Genomic DNA, 17266 nt, shown 5'->3' with positions numbered 1-17266 from the left:
GCGCGGATACGTTCCGTCCTGAGCGGAGAGGGTGATCGTCGATGACCGAGGCAGCTGGGGACCCGGCGGGCCGGGCGCACGTGAACGATCACGGACGGCCGGTGGCCGAGCTGTTCTTCGAACGGGCCCGGCGGTACGCCGAACGGCTCGCCGTCGACGAACCGGGCGGCGTGCGGTACACCTACGCCGAACTCGCGCACCGGGTCAGGGAGTTCGCCGCCGGACTGCGCACGATGGGGGTCACCCCCGGCGCGGTGGTCGCGGTGGCGGGCTCCCGCGGCCCGCAGGCCTGCGTGGCCCTCCTCGGTGCGGTCTGCGCCGGAGCGACCTATCTGCCGCTGGACCCGACGCTGCCCGCCGCCCGGGTGACCGGCATGCTGGAGGACACCTCCGCGCTCGCCGTCGTCCGGCTCCCCGGCGCGGGCTCGGTACCCCCCGAACTGGCGCCCACCTGGGACTACGAGCGCGTCCTCGGAGCCGGGCGGGCCGCGGCCCCGGACGAGCGGCCGCCCCCGCCCGGGCGGGCGGCGCCGACGGCGGCCGACGTACCCGCCTACATCATGTTCACCTCCGGCACCACCGGCCGCCCCAAGGCCGTGGCCGTGCCCCAGCGCGGACTGGTCCGGCTCTCCGTCGACAACGGGTTCCTCGACATCCGCCCCACCGACCGGGTCCTGCACGCCGCCACCCTCTCCTTCGACGCCTCGGTGCTGGAGATGTGGCCCGCCCTGCTGAACGGCGCCTGCCTGGTCCCCGCCGACTCCACCCTGCTGCTCGCCCCCTACGCCCTCGACACCTTCCTGCGCGACCAGGACATCACCGTCCTCTTCGCCACCACCAGCGTCTTCCACCACATAGCCCACGAACGCCCCGAGACCTTCGCGGGCCTGCGCTACGTCGTGACCGGCGGCGAGGCCCTGCGCCCCGACGCGGCCCGCCGCGTGCTCGAACGGGGCCGCCCGCAGCAGCTGGTCAACGCCTACGGACCCACCGAGACCGCCTGCGTAGCGGTCGCCCACCGCGTGGACCGCGTCCCCGCGGGCGCCACCGGCATCCCCATCGGCCACCCGATCGCCGACACGCTCTGCCTGGTGCTGCGCGAGGACGGCGTGCCGGCCGGGCCGGGGGAGGAGGGCGAGCTGTGCGTCGGCGGGGCCGCCGTCGCCGCGGGCTACCTGAACAACCCGGCCGAGAGCGCCCGCCGCTTCGTGACTCTCGACTCCGGTACCGAAGCCGGGCAGACCCGCTTCTACCGCACGGGCGACTTCGTACGCCGCCGCGCGGATGGCCTGATGGAGTTCCGCGGCCGCCGCGACGACCAGGTCAAAGTGCGCGGCTTCCGCATCGAACCCGACGAGATCCGCGACGCGCTCGCGGAGCACCCCGGAACCGCGGGCTCGGTGGTGCTGGCCCGCGAGGACGGCGCCACCCGCCATCTCGCGCTCTACGTCGCCCGCCCCGGCCGCCACCCCGACGTACGGGAACTGCGCGCCCACCTCGCCGAACGGCTGCCCGCGTTCATGGTCCCGGCGACCATCACCGTGCTCGACCGGCTGCCGCTGACCCCCAACGGCAAGGTCGACCGGGCCGCGCTGCTCGCTCTGACGGTGCCCGGCGCGGGCCCGGACCCCGAGCCGGGGGCGGGACCCGGAACCGTCGCCGCGCTGGTCGCCCGCATCTGGGAGCAGACCCTCCCGCAGGACGTCTCGCACGAACCGGACGACGACTTCTTCGTCCGCGGCGGCAACTCCCTGATCGCCGCCCAGCTCGTCAACACCGTCCAGGCCGCCCTGTCCATCAGCGGCTCGCACAGCTACCGCCTGGTCGGCGAACTCCTCAACCAGCCCACCCTGAAGGCCTTCACCGTCGCCGTCGAGGCCACCGTCCACGACCGGCCCACCCCGCGCGGCACCCCCCTCGCCGGACGCTGGCTCGCGGACCTGGAACGCCCCGTCCCGCGCGTCACCCCCGTCCCCATCACCGCGCACGACCGACCCGACTGGCGGGTGCCCCGCCACGTCCTGCTCACCGGGGCCAGCGGCTTCCTCGGCGCCCACCTGCTGCGCGAGCTGCTCGACCGCACCGACGCCGACCTGCACCTGCTCGTACGCGCCCGGGACCGCGCGCACGCCCACGAGCGCATCGCCGCGGCCCAGCTCCGCCACGGCATCACCCGGCCGCTGCCGCGAGGCCGGATCCACCCGCTGCCCGGCGACCTGGCGCAGCCCCGGCTCGGGCTCTCCGCGGCCGACTTCGCGCACCAGGCCGCCCGTGCGGACGTCATCCACCACTGCGGGGCCGACGTCAACTTCCTCTATCCCTATGAGCAGTTGCGCCCCGCCAACGTCGACGGCACCGGGGAGCTGATCGCGCTCGCCGCGGGCCGGGCCGTGCCGCTGCACTACGTCTCCACCATCGGGGTGGTGCACGGCTTCGGCGCGGCGGGCGTCCGCGCGGTCACCGAGGACACCCCGCTCGACCACGTCGAACTGCTCTCCATGGGGTACACCGAGAGCAAATGGGTCGCCGAGGAACTGCTGCGCAAGGCGGCCCGGGCCGGATTGCCGCTGGCCGTCCACCGCCCCCACGAGATCACCGGAGACACCCGGAGCCACACCTGGGACAGCGGGGCCGCCCTCTGCGAGCTGTTCAGGATCATCACGGAGCTGGGGCTCGCCCCCGATCTGCCGGTGGCCCTCAACTTCGTCCCGGTGGACCACGCGGCCGCCGCGATCGTCCACCTGGCGACGCGCGAGGAGGCCGTGGGGCAGACGTACCACCACGTCAACCCGCGCGAGGCGCTGCTCGGCGACCTCGTACGGCGGCTGCGCGCCCACGGCCACCCCGTCGAGACCGTCGGCTACCGCCACTGGACCGGTGCGATGGAAGCGCATCTCGCCGACCGGCCGGGTCACCCCTTCGCGCCGTTCGCCCCCCGGTTCACCACATTGGCGGCGGGAAGCGACCTCACACTTGAGGAACTCTGTACGACCGATCACTTTCCGGCGCTCGGCCGGGAGCGGATCGACAGCGGACTGGCGGGCAGCGGGCTGAGCTGTCCGCCCGTGGACGATGCCCTGCTTGATGCCTATATCGGGTATTTCCACGCCTCCGGATTCATCCCCGAGCCCGTCCGGTAGGCCGCTCCGGGGGTCGGTTCCGCGACCGTCGGCCGGCGGCCGCGGGATCCGGTCGACGTCACGGTGACGCCACGGGAAGCCGATGAGGTGGGCGTCGGCGCCACGCACCCCGTAAGGTCGGACGACCTCGCAGGTCAGGAGACCGGCGGTGCGGCGCGAACTCAAGGGGTGTGGTGGTGGGGGCAGCGACATGGGCGCTTGCGGTCACGGCCGCGCCCGTCCGGGCCGCGCTCGTTCAGTGCGCACTCGTCCGGGCGGCGCCCAACGCGGCGCCGACCTACCAGGTCAAGCTGCTGGCCGACCCCGCGCTGATCCTGGGCCGCGACGGCGTCCCGCTGGAACGGGTGGCGGCCGCGCTCGGCCTCCGGGAGCCGAGCGGCTGCGAGGTCGCCCAGTACATCGACGACGCCCGGCTGAGCTTCGCCGGGCAGGGCTGGATCGTCAGGTTCCGCCACGACGACGACGAGGACCGGATCCGGCTGACCTACAAGACCCGGTTCGACATCGAGGGCGACGGAACCGACCGCGCTGCCGTCGAGGAAGCCCTCGACCGGGCCAACGCGCACAGCTTCGACGCGGGTACCTGCAACTACACCCCGCAGGTCAACCTCAGTTACTCGCGGGCCACGCTGGACTTCTCCAACAAGAAGAGCGAGCCCGCACCGGACCGGCCCCCGGGCGAGCTGCCGGACCGGGACGCGTCCCGCGCCCTCGCCCTGGAGCGGCTGCCCGGCAAGATGAGGAAGTGGCCCGCCATGCCGCCCGGTTGGGCCGAAGCCGTCACGGCCGACTCCCTGGTCCACGGGCCCGTACGGCAGACCAACTACCCCGGCGAGATCCTCGGCCACCGGACGGAGATGCAGGTGACCCCGATCCGCGACGCGGACGGCGGGGAGTCCTGGTTCACCGAGATCACCGCCAAGGCGGCGACCTTCGCCGAGGCCGTACGGCTGCGCGCCGACCTGATGCGCATCCTGCGCGCGGAGGGCTGGCTGCTGGAACGCGACGCGTTCAAGACGGATCTGATCCTGGGCGGCCACCGCGACCGGTCGTGCTCCGCGCCGCGCTGACCGCCGTCCCGCCCCGCGGTCGTACGGGCGGCGCCCGCCCCGCTGCCCGTACGGCGCGCCGCCGCTCCGCCGGACCCGGTGGGTGGGTTCCGGCCGGGCGGACGGATCCGCTCCGGGGCGCCGCCCCCGACGCCGCGGCCGTCCCCTACACTGCCCACGTGCTCGGCGCCACGACCGTCCCGCGCTCCAGGCCACCGACTCCGGCCGACCCCGACCCCGACTGCGCCGCCCCCGGACGCGGCGGCGTCGGCGGCCGGAGGTCCGTGTGACGCCCCCGGCGCCCCACCCCCCTGATCCCGACGCGGAGCCGCGCGGGGAGCCCACCGCGCCCGGCGGCCGAATACGGGTGGCGCACCTCGCCGACCTGCACATCGGCTCCCCGCTGCGCGGGCTCGACGACTACCCGGGCGCCCCCGAGATCGACCCCGAGCGGGCCCCGTACGCCGCCCTGGAAGCGCTGGTGCGCCGGGTCGCCGAAGGGCCCTACGACGCGGTCCTCGTCGCCGGGGACGTCTTCGACCGCGCCCACGCGGACGCCACCGCCCTGGCCGCCTTCCAGGACGCGCTGGGCCGCTTCCACGACGCGGGCCTCGTCACCGCCGTCATCTCCGGCAACCATGACGCCGAGACACCCCTGCCGCAGAAACTGCACCTGCCGCCCTCGGTGCGCTGGCTGGGTGCCCACGCCCCGGAGACCGTCCACTGGGACCACCTCGGGATCGCCGTCCACGGGCAGTCGATCGTGGAGGCCGACGACCGGCGCGACATCGCGGCCGGCTACCCCCGCCGGATCCGCGGCGCGTTCAACATCGGCCTGCTGCACACCAGCCTGCACGGCGCGTGGAGCCGCAAGATCTGCGCCCCGACCGCCGTACGGACCCTGGAGGACGCGGACTACGACTACTGGGCCCTGGGCCACGTCCACCACCGGATGAGGCCCCCAGGTTCCCTCTTCGCCGGGTATCCGGGAAACACGCACGGCCGCGGCCCCGCCGAGCGGGGCGGGCGCGGATTCACCGACCTGCTGATCGGCGCGGGCGGCCCGGCCGTGCGCGAGGCCGACACCGCCCCGGTGCGCTACGAGTCCCTCCGCCCGAGGGGCGCGGCGACGGCCGAGGAGGACATCCGGGCCCGGTTCGCCGCCGTGCCGCCGCCCACGGGGCCCGACGGCCGCTCCGGCGCCGTCGTCTGGACCCTGGAGGGGCCGGGCGGCGAGGACCTGCTCCGGCTGGCGCGCGGGCTGGCCCGGCCCGAGTTCATGGTGTGCCGGGCCCCGACGGAGACGCGTGGCGCTGGGTAGGCTCGTCGGCGCAGACATGCACGCGAGCCGAGGCGGGGGCATGGCGCACGACGGGCAGGAAGCGGTACCCGGAGCGCAGCCCGTACGGTCGGAGGGTTCCGCGAACGCGGCCGTGAACGCGAAGGCGGCCGCGCACGGGGCCGGGGTACGCCGCGCTCGCCGCCCTGCGCGCGCCGGCCGGCCGGCGGCCCGGCGGGGCCGAACGGGCTGACGGGCGGCCCGGAACCGGATCACGTTCCCCGTCGTCTGAGACCCCGTGTGGAAGAAACGAAGGATCCTCGCCGTGCTGTTCGCCCTGCTCGCGACGCAGCTCGGCTCGCTCATCAGCCCCGCCTACGCCTGCGGCTGCGGAGCGATGGTCCCCGACGGCACGTCCCGGATCGGGGTCGGCCGAGAGACCTCCGTGGTGCGCTGGGACGGCGCCACGGAGCAGATCGTCATGCGGTTCACGGTCGGCGGGGACGCGCACCGGGCCGCCTGGATCATGCCGGTGCCCGGCCGGGCGACCGTGGAGCTGGGCGACCCCGAACTGTTCACGGACCTGTCCTGGTTCACCCGGCCCGAACGCCGGACCCGGAGCTACTTCTGGCCGCGGGACGGCGACTGGCCCTTCAACTCCCCCCGCGGGGACAGGGTGGGCGCCGCGCCGTCCCCCGGGGGAGCCCCGGTCGGGGTCGTCGGCCGCGAGCGGCTCGGCGATTTCGACGTGGCCCGCCTCACGGCGACCGACCCGGACGCGCTGCGCACCTGGCTGCGGCAGAACGGCTTCGAACTGCCCGAGGGCCTCGCCACCGAACTGAAGCCGTACGTCGACCAGAAGTGGGAGTACGTGGCCGTCCGGCTCGCGCCCAAGGAGCCGGGCCGCACCCTGGGCGGCGATCTGGACCCGCTGCGCATCCGCTTCGCCAGTGACCGCCTGGTCTATCCGATGCGGCTGTCCCGGCTGGCGAAGACCCCCCAGTCCCTCGGCCTGTACGTGCTGGCGGACCACCGGATGGAGCCCCGCTCCGCGATCGGCGGCGCCGCGCCCGAAGTGACCTTCGCGGGCAGGATCGACCCGGCCGCCGACACGGCGAGCGACGGCGCGGTGAGCAAGGCGGTGGCCGAACTGACGGGCGGGCAACCGCTGTTCCTGACCGCGATCGACCAACGGTTCCCGGATCCCGGCCGGATCGACGGGGACCACGAGCTGCGCGCGAGCGCCCAGGACACGCCCTACCGCCAAGTCGTCTACCAGGAGCGGCTGATGGCGCTCGGCGACGGGACCCCGGTCTGGCTGCTGACGGTCGTCGCCGGGGCGGTGGCCGCCGTCGTCGCGGCGGCGCTGGCCGTGCTGGCACGCCGCCGCGGGCGGGACGGCGTACGCGCTCGGGCCTGAGCGGACCGGCACGGGCGGCCCAGGGCGTGTTTCACAAGGAGGGCCGGGCGCCGAGACGCCGCGGGACAGGCGGGACTTGTGCAACGCGCCCCAGGCCAGGCCGTCGAAGCACCGCCTGGCCGGTGGGCCCTTCGACGGCGGCGCTTTCTAGGCCAGCGGGGCCTTGCCGCGCAGTACGGTCAGGAACTCCCGCATCCACGCGGAGTGGTCGGGCCACGCACGGGCGGAGACGAGGGTGCCGTCGACGACGGCCTCGGAGTCCTCGAAGGTGGCGCCCGCGGCCGCCATGTCCGGGGCCAGCGCCGGGTAGGCGGTCACCCGGCGGTCGGCCAGGCCGCCGCCGACCGCGGTGATCAGGGGGCCGTGGCAGATCTGGGCGATGGGCCGGTCGGAGCCCGTGAACGCGGCCACGATGCGCTGGAGTTCGGGATCGTTGCGCAGGTACTCCGGTGCCCGGCCGCCGGGGATGACCAGGGCGACGTACTCCTGCGGGTCGACCTCGGAGAAGGCGAGGTCGGCGGGCCAGGAATAGCCCGGCTTCTCGGTGTAGGTGTCGAAGCCATCCTCGAAGTCATGCACGACGAAACGCAGTTGCTTGCGGGCGGGGGCCGCGACATGGACCTCGTAGCCCTCTTCGCGCAGTCGCTGGTAGGGATAGATAACCTCCAGTGACTCCGCCGCGTCGCCGGTCACGATGAGGATCTTCGCCATGGGCTGCTCCTGGTGAGGCTGTGCACGGAACGCGGCCCCGACGGGGCCAACGCCACCGTGCCCGGGCGGCGGGTTCCTGCCAAGGGGGCCTCACCCGGACGGGTGCCCGCGCGAGTGCCCGTGCGGATGGGGCACGGCAAGGTCCAGGCTCCCGACATGTGTCCTTCATCTGTTCGGCACATGACAATGTGAGCCTCGCTCTGCCACCTGATGTCCCGCCAATTCCCCGGGCGGGAGCGGTGCGTGTGGAGAGGTACCCCCCACATGATCAGAATCTCGCGCACGGCGCCCTGGGCCGCCGGGCTCGCCGCGACGGCCCTGCTGCTCGTCCCGGCCCATGCCTCGGCCGGTCAGGGACCCGCGCAGGCGGCGCCCGTCAGCGCACCCGTGTCCGCCCCGGCCGCCGGCTCCACCGTCGTGGACGCGTACTACGCCTCGGCCACCGGCAAGACCGGCCCCGCCCTCAAGAGCGCGCTCCACGAGATCATCAAGACCCAGTCCAAGGTGACCTACGACCAGGTGTGGGACGCCCTGAAGGTGACCGACGAGGACCCGGCCAACCACAACAACGTGATCCTGGTCTACTCGGGCCGCTCCCAGGCCAAGTCCACCAACGGCGGCGGGGCCAACGACTGGAACCGCGAGCACGTCTGGGCCAAGAGCCACGGCGACTTCGGCACCGCCACCGGACCGGGCACCGACCTGCACCACCTGCGGCCCGAGGACGTGACGGTCAACAGCACGCGCGGCAACAAGGACTTCGACAAGGGCGGCAGCCCGGTCGCCGAGGCCCCCGGCAGCTTCACCGACTCGGACTCCTTCGAACCCCGTGACGCGGTCAAGGGCGACGTGGCGCGCATGCTGCTCTACATGGCCGTCCGCTACGACGGCGGCGACGGCTTCGCCGACCTGGAAGTGAACGACAAGGTCAACAACGGCTCGGCGCCCGCGATAGGCCGGATCAGCGTACTGAAGCAGTGGAGCCAGCAGGACCCGCCGGACGCCTTCGAGCAGCGCCGCAACCAGGCCATATTCGACACCTACCAGCACAACCGGAACCCCTTCATCGACCACCCGGAGTGGGTCGCCCAGATCTGGTAGTCGGGCCTGTCCCCCCACCTGGGCCGCCAGGCGAGATCCGAAGGGCGGTCCGGGTGGGGAACACCGCGGCCCGTTCCCCCGAGCGGCGCTCCCGGATGGCCGCGGCGGCCACCAGCAGGGTGCCCCGGGCGGCCAGCAGGCCCACCACCGCCCGGGCGGCGTCCTTGCCCCCGCCGGCGCACTGGCCGGGTCCATCGCCGACCGGGCCTTCGTGCGCTCGCGCCGCCCGACCGTGCCGCCGCCCGACCGTGCCGCTGGCCGACCGGACCACGCGGCGCGGTGTGGGGCTCACCACTTTCGTGACCCTCGCCCAGAGCGACGTACGCGTCACCGACGCGCTCCCGCCGGGCGAGGCGACGGCCGTCGCAGAGCGGGGCGGCGAGGTCGTCCTCGCCGCCGGTCGGGCGGGAGGACCGCGGGCCTGAACGGCCCCGGACCCCGGCGGGCCCCCACGCGCAGGGCTGTCCACATGCTGGGACGCTGCCCGTCACCGACCGTCGTGGAGCGGAGCCGAAACGCGGGCGCGACGCCCCGGAGCGCCCACCCAACTCCGCGCGGGGCCCACGTTCCTGGCCCGCGAGGCCCGCCGGGGCGGCGCCCCCACCGGCCTACGGCCCCATGAGGATGCAAACGTGAACTAGATCACCTTTGCGTTTGCTTGCGCATGCTCGGGGCATTTGCGCCTCTTGAGCGAAACCCCGGGCCGGTGCTCCTTGCCGGACCGGGACGAAGCGGGCCGATCCCGCGTTCGCTCCGCGGCCATGCCGGTCCTCGGACCGGCACGCCGTGTTCACTACGACCCGCGAGGTACATGTGTCCAGGCTCCAGACCGAGCACGTCTACAAAGTGTTCGGACGGCGACCGCAGGAGGCGGTGCGGTCCCTCAAGACCGGCGCCGACCGCGACGAGCTGCGTGCCGACGGAACCACGGCAGCGGTGATCGACGCCTCCTTCAGTGTCGAGCCGGGCCAGATATTCGTGGTCATGGGTCTCTCCGGATCCGGAAAGTCCACCTTGCTGCGCATGCTCAACGGACTGCTCGAACCCACATCGGGTCGCGTCCTCTACGACGGCCAGGACCTCACGGCGCTCAGCCCGGGTGACCTCCGCCACGTCCGCTCCACCAAGATCAGCATGGTCTTCCAGCACTTCGCCCTGTTCCCGCACCGCGATGTCCTGGAGAACGCCGCCTACGGTCTCGAGGTCCAGGGCGTCGCCCGGGCCGAGCGCGAGCGCCGGGCCACCGAGGCCCTGGAGCTGTGCGGCCTGGCGGGCTGGGAACGCTCCTGGCCCGACGAACTCTCCGGCGGCATGCAGCAGCGCGTCGGCCTCGCCCGCGCCCTGGCCACCGACGCCGACCTGCTCCTCATGGACGAGTCCTTCAGCGCGCTCGACCCGCTGATCCGCCGCGACATGCAGGACCAGCTGCTGGAGATCCAGCAGCGGCTGAAGAAGACCATCGTCTTCATCACCCACGACCTCAACGAGGCGATGCGCCTCGGCGACTCCATCGCGGTCATGCGCGACGGCCGGATCGTCCAGCTGGGCACCGCCGAGGACATCCTCATGCGGCCCGCCGACGACTACGTCGCCTCCTTCATCCAGGACGTCGACCGTTCCCGCGTGCTGACCGCCGACGCCGTGATGACCCCCGAGGACCGCCCCGGCGGCGACGCGGAGCACGCCGACGGTGGCGCGGGCCGTGCCTGCGGCTGCCCGACCGTCAGCCCCGACACCCCGCTCGCCGACCTCTGCGCGGTCAGCGCCCGGGTGCCGCACCCCGTCGCCGTCACCGACGCCGACGGCGCAGTCGTGGGCCGCGTACCGCAGTCCCGCCTGGTCGCCTTCATCGGTGACGAGCAGCGACCGCCGCTCGGCTGTGACGGTCCGCTCATCCCGCGCCAGAAGAAGGAGGTGGCAGTCTGATGCCCCGCCTGCACCTCGGTGTGTGGGTCGACCACGCCGTCGACTTCCTCCAGCGCCACCTGTCCTGGCTGTTCGACGCCATCAGTACGGTCGTCACCGGCCTGTACGACGGCATCGACGCCGTACTGTCCTTCCCGGCCCCCCTGCTCTTCGCCGGAATCCTCGCCGTCGCGGCCTGGTGGCTGCGGGGCCTGCTCGCCGCACTGCTCGCCTTCGCCGGCCTCGCGCTCATCGACTCCGTCGAGCTGTGGGACGACGCGATGTCCACGCTGTCCCTGGTCCTCGTCGCGACGCTGGTGACCCTCGTCATCGCGGTGCCGCTGGGCATCTGGGCCTCGCGCTCCGACCGGGTGAGCGGCGTACTGCGCCCGGTCCTGGACTTCATGCAGACCATGCCCGCCATGGTCTACCTGATCCCCGGCATCATCTTCTTCGGCGTGGGCGTGGTCCCCGGCATCATCGCCACCATCGTCTTCTCCCTGCCGCCCGGCGTCCGGATGACCGAACTCGGCATCCGGCAGGTCGACGCGGAGCTCGTCGAGGCCGCCGACGCCTTCGGCACCACACCCCGCAACATCCTGACGCGGGTCCAGCTCCCGCTCGCCCTGCCCACGATCATGGCGGGCATCAACCAGGTGATCATGCTGAGCCTGTCGATGGTCGTCATCGCCGGCATGGTCGGCGGCGGTGGCCTCGGCGGCGCCGTCTACCGGGCCATCGGCAACATCGACATCGGCCTCGGCTTCGAGGCCGGCATCTCCATCGTCATCCTCGCCATGTACCTGGACCGGATGACCGGCGCGCTCGGCCGTCAGGTCTCCCCGCTCGGCCGCCGCGCCCTCGCGAAGGCCCGCGCCATGGCGAGCGGTCCGAAGAACCTGTGGAACCACCGTCCGCGACCCGCTTACGCGATCGCCGGGGCCGTGGTCCTGGCCCTGGTCGCGGGCGGTCTGAACGCGTTCGGCGGCCCGGGGCAGAGCACCGTCGCCGCAGCCGACGACACCGGCAAGAACCGCAAGATCAGCATCGGCTACATCCCCTGGGACGAGGGCATCGCGACCACCTTCCTGTGGAAGGAGCTCCTGGAGCGCCGCGGCTTCCAGGTGGAGGCCCGCCAGCTGGAACTCGGCGCGCTCTTCACCGGCCTCGCGGGCGGCCAGGTCGACTTCCAGACGGACGGGTGGCTGCCGGTCACCCAGGCCGAGTACTGGGCGAAGTACGGCAGCAAGCTCGACGACCTCGGGTCCTGGTACGGGCCGACCTCGCTGGAGCTGGCCGTCCCCTCGTACATGAAGGACGTCAAGTCCCTGGAGGACCTCAAGGGCAAGTCGGGCGACTTCAAGGGCCGTATCGTCGGCATCGAGCCCAGCGCGGGCGAGATGAACCTGCTCAAGAGCAAGGTCCTGAAGGAGTACGGGCTCGACGGCGAGTACAAGGTCGTCGACGGCTCCACCCCCGGCATGCTCGCCGAACTCAAGCGGGCCTACGACAAGAAGGAACCCATCGTGGTGCCCCTCTGGTCCCCGCACTGGGCATACGCCTCGTATGACCTGACCAAGCTCGCCGACCCCAAGGGGGCCTGGGGCAAGGGTGACGGCATCCACAACATCGCCCGCAAGGGCTTCGCCGCCGACGAGCCCGAAGTGGCTTCCTGGCTGAGCGAGTTCAAGCTGACGGAGCAGCAGCTCACCGGCCTCGAAGCGAAGATCCAGCAGACGGGCAAGGGCAAGGAGCAGGAAGCGGTCCGAGCCTGGCTGAAGGAGAACCCGCAGATCGGCGGCAAGGCGGCGGTGGCGGCGCACTAGCGCCTCACCCGCCCCCGACCGCTCCTCAGCAGGAGCCGCGAGTGGCCCCGGGGGAACACCCCTGGGGCCACTCCCACATCCCGCCGCCCGGGCGGCGGGGTCCCGATCCGGCGGTACGCAGGCCCGCCGGATCGGGACGCGTCCGCAGCTGCGGCGGAGCACGGCGTCCCGCGCCCCCGATCGTCCCCGCCGTCATCCGCGTAGGCGAAGCCGAAGGTCTGCTCCCCGATCGCGCCCCCGGCGCCGCGGGACGCCATTATCGCCTTCGTCCGCCGCACCCGTGGCGCGCGGTGCAGGGGGCCGATTACCCCTGACCGGCGACGTTCGGCAGGATGTGGGGCATGACCGAGATCCGCACCCCCCGACTCCTCCTCCGCCGCTGGAACGACGACGACCTCGTCCCGCTGTCCGAGATCAACGCCGACCCGGAGGTGATGCGCTGGATCGGCGACGGTTCCGTCCGCGACCTGGACGACAGCGCCGGAGACATCGAGCGCTGGGAGGAGGAGTGGGACGACGAGGGTTTCGGCCTGTTCGCCGTCGAGCTGCTGGCCTCGGGGGAGCTGATCGGTGCGGTGGGTCTGACCGTGCCGGGCGGCCTGCCGGAGTTCTCGCACGAGGTGGAGATCACCTGGCGGCTCGGCCGGCCCTTCTGGGGCCAGGGCTACGCGTCCGAGGCCGCGCACGCGACGCTGGAGTTCGCGCTCCAGGACCGCGGCCTCGACCGGGTCATCGCCATCAACCGGGCGGGCAACGACGAGTCCGAGAACGTGATCCGCAAGCTCGGCATGGTGGCGGACCGCGACACCACCCACCCCGAGTACGGGCACCTGCTCCAGGTGCACAGCATCGACCTGACCGAGTACGACGCCTGAGGCAGGTTTCTACGCCACCGGGGTGGGAGCGGCGTACAACGGCCGCCGCGGCCGTGACCTGCAACTAAGGTGGGGCGCATGAGTGCCGACGGCGTCAGCCCCGCAACCCAGTGGCCGCCGACCCCGGCGTGGATGTCCGAGTGCGCCGAATGTGTGCGGCTGTACGGGACGATGCGGCAGCTCCACGGCGTACCGGAGGCCCGGACCCGGTTGGCCCGCCACCTGGCCAACATGCACCTGGAGCACATCCCGTACTGGGCCCCGGGCTGCGAGCCGTGCGGGGAACACCGGCAGGCGCTCGACCGGGCCTCGGCCTCGGGACTGCTGGGCGCGGGCGTGTCCTGGCTGGCCGCGGAACACCGGGCCTCGCACCTGTTCGCTCCGCGAGGCGCCTCCGCCTGAAGAAATTCGGATATTTAGGGGTGTGTCCCAGGGAACCGATGGGTGGCCCGGGCTCTCTACATGATCGAGTGGCCTCCCGCGAGGGTGCGGGGGAGCCGCCGACTCCATGAGGCAGAGGGCGGACTGGTGTCCCGGCCCGGTACAAGCTAGGTGGCACGACGGATGAAGGCGGTATCAGTGGCGGGCGAGTCGTCCGACACGGCGAAGGGCGCGCGGGGTTCGGCCGAGGATCCGGCGCAGACACCTACCCCCGCTCCGGCGACGGACGGGGCGCCCCCTGAGCCCGACTCCCGGGCGGCGCATCCCGAACCGGAACCCGTAGCCGAACCGGAACCCCAACCCGTAGCCGAACCGGAACCCGAACCGGAGGCCGCGGTGGCGGCCGACCTGCCTGCCGCCCCGACCGACCCCGCCCCGGAGCCCGAGCCCATCGCTGACGCGGAGCCGGAGCCGATCGCTGACGCGGAGCGGGAGCCGGAGGCCCAGGCGAAGGTGGCCGAGGCCGAGGTGCCCGAGCCCAAGGCGCCGCCCGAGCCGGAAACGAAGCCCGAGCCTGACCCCGAGCCCGAGCCCGAAGCGAAGCCCGAGCCGGAAGCGAAGCCCGAGGCCGACCCCGAGGCCGACCCCGAGGCCGACCCCGAGGCCGACCCCGAGGCCGACCCCGAGGCCGACCCCGAGGCCGAGGCCGAGGCCGAAACGCCCGACCCCGACCCCGACCCTGAGCCCGACCCCGAGGTGCCCCAGCCCAAGGCCGCCGACGCCAAGACCACGGACCAGCCCCGCAGGGAACCGGCACCGGAGTCCGCTCAGGAGCGGACCAGCCGGTTCCTCGCCCTCAAGCCGCTGGACCAGGCCGGATCTCCGGCGCGCGCCGCCGAGCCGGTCATCCCCGCGGTCCACCCGCTCGGACCGCCCGCCCAGCGGCCCGCCCCACGACCGGCCCCGCAGGCCCCCGAGCGCACCGCCGAGCAGCCCGTCCCGCCGCTCGACCTGCTGGCCCAGCTCACCAATACGCCCCCGCCGCCGGAGACGCCCGCCCGTACCCTGACCCGCCGGGTCAAGATCTGGACGCCCGTCCTCCTCGGGCTCGTCGGGATCGCGGCGGTCGCCCAGACGGTACGGCCGCTGCCGGACCCGACCGTGAGCGCCGGTGGCGCCCCGGCGTCGTACACGCTCGACGGGACGTACACCGCTCCCTGGCCCGCCGCGGGGCAGGGAGCGATCCGGGTGGTCGGCACCGGGGACGTCGGCTCGTTCGGCGAGCAGAAGCCCGTACCGATCGCCAGCGTGGCCAAGGTGATGACGGCGTACGTCATTCTCACGGGCCACCCGCTGAAGAAGGACGAGCCGGGTCCGCTGATCGAGATCGACGCCAAGACGGTCGCGGACGGCACGTCCGAGGACGAGTCACGCATCGAGGGCCTGACCGTGGGCGCCCAGTTCAGCCAGCAGGACGTGCTGAAGATGCTGATGATCCCTTCGGGCAACAACGCGGCCCGCTTGCTGGCCCGTTGGGACACCGGCAGCGACGCGGAGGCCGCCTTCGTCGAGAAGATGAACGCCGCCGCCAAGGAACTCGGCATGCAGGACACCACCTACACCGACCCCAGCGGCCTGGACGCGGGGACGAAGAGCACCGCCCAGGACCAGCTCAAACTGGCGGAGGCGGTCATGCGGTTCGACGCGTTCCGGGCGATCGTGGCCCTGCCGAACGCGCCGGTCAAGGGCCTCGCCCAGCCGCTCAACAACAACAACGACAACCTGCTCCTCTCCGGCCTGAGCATCAAGGGCATCAAGACCGGCTCCAGCTCGGCGGCCGGCGGCGCGCTGATGTGGGCGGCGTACAAGTCGGTGGGCGGCAAGGACCAGTTGGTCATCGGCGCCACGCTGGGGCAGCGTGCCCCCGGCCCGGACAAGTACGCGAGCAACTCCCTCGCCCTGGTCAAGGAGAACAGCAAGAAGATCATCGAGTCGGTGCGCAACGCCCTGACTGCCGCGGCGGTGGTGAAGAAGGGTCAGGTCGTCGGGTACGTCGACGACGGGCTCGGCAGGCGCACCGCGCTCATGGCCACGCGTGACGGTGTGACGGCCGGGGTGCCCGGGCAGCAGGTGGAGCTGAGGCTCGCCGACGGGGGCAAGAGGATTCCGCACTCCGCCATGGCGGGTACCGAGATCGGCGAGCTGGTGGTCGGGACCGGACCGGGCGCGATGACGGTTCCGCTGGCCCTCAAGGAGGCCCTCACCGAGCCGTCGTTCGGAGCGAAACTGTTCCGCCTCGGCTAAGGGCTGTCCCTGAAATCATGTCGCCGGTCCTCCGCTCGTCCGGTACGGTCGCGGGATTGTTCCACTGCTGGGAGACCGTGGGGTTCGTCTGTGGCCTCCCCGGCTGTTCCGGGTCTGAGAGCAGGTTTCGTCATGGCATGTCGTATCAGTGAGCTGGTGCTCGGTTGTCGCGACCCCGAGGTGCTGGCGCGGTTCTGGTGCGAGGTCCTGGGCTTCGTCGTGCTCGATCGCGAGGACGACGGCTCGGTGGAGATCGGGCCGCGTGAGGGGTTCGGCGGTGCGCAGCCGACGATCTTCCTCAGTCGCAGGGACGAACCGGAGCAGGGGAAGTCCCGGCTGCACATCGATGTCAACGCCACCGACCGTGATCAGGACGCCGAGCTCGAACGGCTTCTGAAGCTCGGCGCCCGCCCGGCCGACGTCGGCCAGACGGGGGAGGAGCAGTGGCACGTGCTGGCTGACCCCGAAGGCAATGAGTTCTGCCTGCTCAAGGCGCGCCTCAACCCGCTCTGATGCTCAGCTGACCACCGCGACGCGCCTCACGTGCGAACAGCGTGAACGGGCACCCCTGTGCGGCGGGGTGGTGGATCAGTGGACGAACAGCGGTTCCACGGCGGCTTCCGAGGTGCTCTGCCAGTACGTCACGTGGCCCATGTTGTCCGTGTGTACGCCGCCCCCGGGCAGCTCGAGGAGCGTGCCCTCGCCCGTGGTCGTATCGGCGACCTTGCTGCGGGGAGCGACCGCGATGTTCTTCGTGAGGTCGTCGACTTCCCGGTTGGTCTGGCGGGCGATGATGCCCGCGTAGGCCTCGTTGCCGGCGCCGAGGACGACCACGGTCTGCGGCTTGGAGCTGGAGATGGGCGACAGCAGGGCGCCGTGCCCGTCGTTGAGCTTGACCACCGGGTAGTTGTAGAGCTTGCAGGGCCTGGTGCTGGTGTTGGTGACGACGAGCAGGAGCCTGGAGTCGTCCTTGACCGGCGGCACGGCGAAGTCCACGCGCACGTCGGTGTTCGCGTCGGTGCAGGTGATGTCGGCGGTGGTGCTGATGCTGCTCTTGGTGGCGCTCGCGGCGCCCTTACCGGCCGCGCCGCTCGACGCGGTCGATCCGGCGGCGGAGAGGGTGGCGGCGCTGGCGGCCGACCCGGACGAGGAAGTCTTCGACGCCGGGGCGGCGCCCGCGGCGGAGTCTCCCGCCGTGCAGGCCGTCGTGGTCGCCAGGAGCGCGGCGGCGGTGAGGCCCAGGGCGCTGAGCTTCCAGATGCGGTGGGTGGGTGG

The 17266-nt window shown here is 72.8% G+C and carries 14 protein-coding genes; 12 read left to right on the top strand and 2 right to left on the bottom strand.

Going from position 1 to position 17266, the window contains the following annotated elements; translation table 11 throughout:
• Window positions 1-41 precede the first annotated feature (41 nt).
• From QMF80_RS20050 to QMF80_RS20035, 4 genes are all read left to right on the top strand, one after another.
• Window positions 42-3140: a non-ribosomal peptide synthetase gene (locus QMF80_RS20050; protein WP_283455233.1), complete on the top strand. Its 3099-nt coding sequence runs from the start codon at window positions 42-44 to the stop codon at window positions 3138-3140.
• Between the two features lie 176 nt (window positions 3141-3316).
• Window positions 3317-4210 (top strand): hypothetical protein, encoded by an 894-nt coding sequence (locus QMF80_RS20045; protein WP_283455231.1) that lies wholly within the window; start codon window positions 3317-3319, stop codon window positions 4208-4210.
• Window positions 4211-4475: 265 nt separating this feature from the next.
• Window positions 4476-5510, top strand: a complete 1035-nt coding sequence (locus QMF80_RS20040; RefSeq protein ID WP_283455229.1) for a metallophosphoesterase family protein — start codon at window positions 4476-4478, stop codon at window positions 5508-5510.
• 283 nt (window positions 5511-5793) lie between these two features.
• Window positions 5794-6888: a DUF2330 domain-containing protein gene (locus QMF80_RS20035; protein WP_283455227.1), complete on the top strand. Its 1095-nt coding sequence runs from the start codon at window positions 5794-5796 to the stop codon at window positions 6886-6888.
• 147 nt (window positions 6889-7035) lie between these two features.
• Here QMF80_RS20035 and QMF80_RS20030 read toward each other — a convergent pair whose 3' ends face one another.
• Window positions 7036-7599 (bottom strand): DJ-1/PfpI family protein, encoded by a 564-nt coding sequence (locus tag QMF80_RS20030; protein WP_283455225.1) that lies wholly within the window; start codon window positions 7597-7599, stop codon window positions 7036-7038.
• Window positions 7600-7863: 264 nt separating this feature from the next.
• Here QMF80_RS20030 and QMF80_RS20025 point away from each other — a divergent pair, with 264 nt between their 5' ends.
• From QMF80_RS20025 to QMF80_RS19990, 8 genes are all read left to right on the top strand, one after another.
• Window positions 7864-8700 carry an endonuclease I family protein gene (locus QMF80_RS20025; protein ID WP_283455223.1) on the top strand — a complete coding sequence of 279 codons (837 nt, stop codon included), beginning with the start codon at window positions 7864-7866 and terminating at the stop codon, window positions 8698-8700.
• A gap of 281 nt (window positions 8701-8981) precedes the next feature.
• Window positions 8982-9125 carry a hypothetical protein gene (locus QMF80_RS20020; RefSeq protein ID WP_283455221.1) on the top strand — a complete coding sequence of 48 codons (144 nt, stop codon included), beginning with the start codon at window positions 8982-8984 and terminating at the stop codon, window positions 9123-9125.
• Window positions 9126-9513: 388 nt separating this feature from the next.
• On the top strand, window positions 9514-10626 hold the full coding sequence (locus tag QMF80_RS20015; protein WP_283455331.1) for a quaternary amine ABC transporter ATP-binding protein: 1113 nt from the start codon (window positions 9514-9516) through the stop codon (window positions 10624-10626).
• A complete protein-coding gene (locus tag QMF80_RS20010) occupies window positions 10626-12431 on the top strand; it encodes an ABC transporter permease/substrate binding protein (RefSeq protein WP_283455219.1) in 1806 nt (601 codons plus the stop codon). Before QMF80_RS20015 ends, QMF80_RS20010 begins: the two co-directional genes overlap by 1 nt.
• A 341-nt stretch (window positions 12432-12772) precedes the next feature.
• Window positions 12773-13306 (top strand): GNAT family N-acetyltransferase, encoded by a 534-nt coding sequence (locus QMF80_RS20005; RefSeq protein ID WP_283455216.1) that lies wholly within the window; start codon window positions 12773-12775, stop codon window positions 13304-13306.
• 78 nt (window positions 13307-13384) lie between these two features.
• A complete protein-coding gene (locus QMF80_RS20000) occupies window positions 13385-13708 on the top strand; it encodes a hypothetical protein (protein ID WP_283455214.1) in 324 nt (107 codons plus the stop codon).
• A gap of 162 nt (window positions 13709-13870) precedes the next feature.
• Window positions 13871-15991 carry a D-alanyl-D-alanine carboxypeptidase family protein gene (locus QMF80_RS19995; protein ID WP_283455212.1) on the top strand — a complete coding sequence of 707 codons (2121 nt, stop codon included), beginning with the start codon at window positions 13871-13873 and terminating at the stop codon, window positions 15989-15991.
• A 132-nt stretch (window positions 15992-16123) separates the two neighbouring features.
• Entirely contained in the window at window positions 16124-16504 is a 381-nt protein-coding gene (locus QMF80_RS19990; RefSeq protein WP_283455209.1) for a VOC family protein, read from the top strand.
• Between the two features lie 75 nt (window positions 16505-16579).
• Here the strand turns inward: QMF80_RS19990 and QMF80_RS19985 are convergent.
• On the bottom strand, window positions 16580-17266 hold a 687-nt coding region (locus QMF80_RS19985; protein ID WP_283455207.1), incomplete at its 5' end, for a DUF4232 domain-containing protein.

This window comes from Streptomyces sp. G-G2, assembly GCF_030063135.1.
GTDB lineage: Bacteria > Actinomycetota > Actinomycetes > Streptomycetales > Streptomycetaceae > Streptomyces.
The sequence above is the reverse complement of the archived record's forward strand: the minus strand, read 5'-3'. Positions and strand labels throughout refer to the sequence as shown.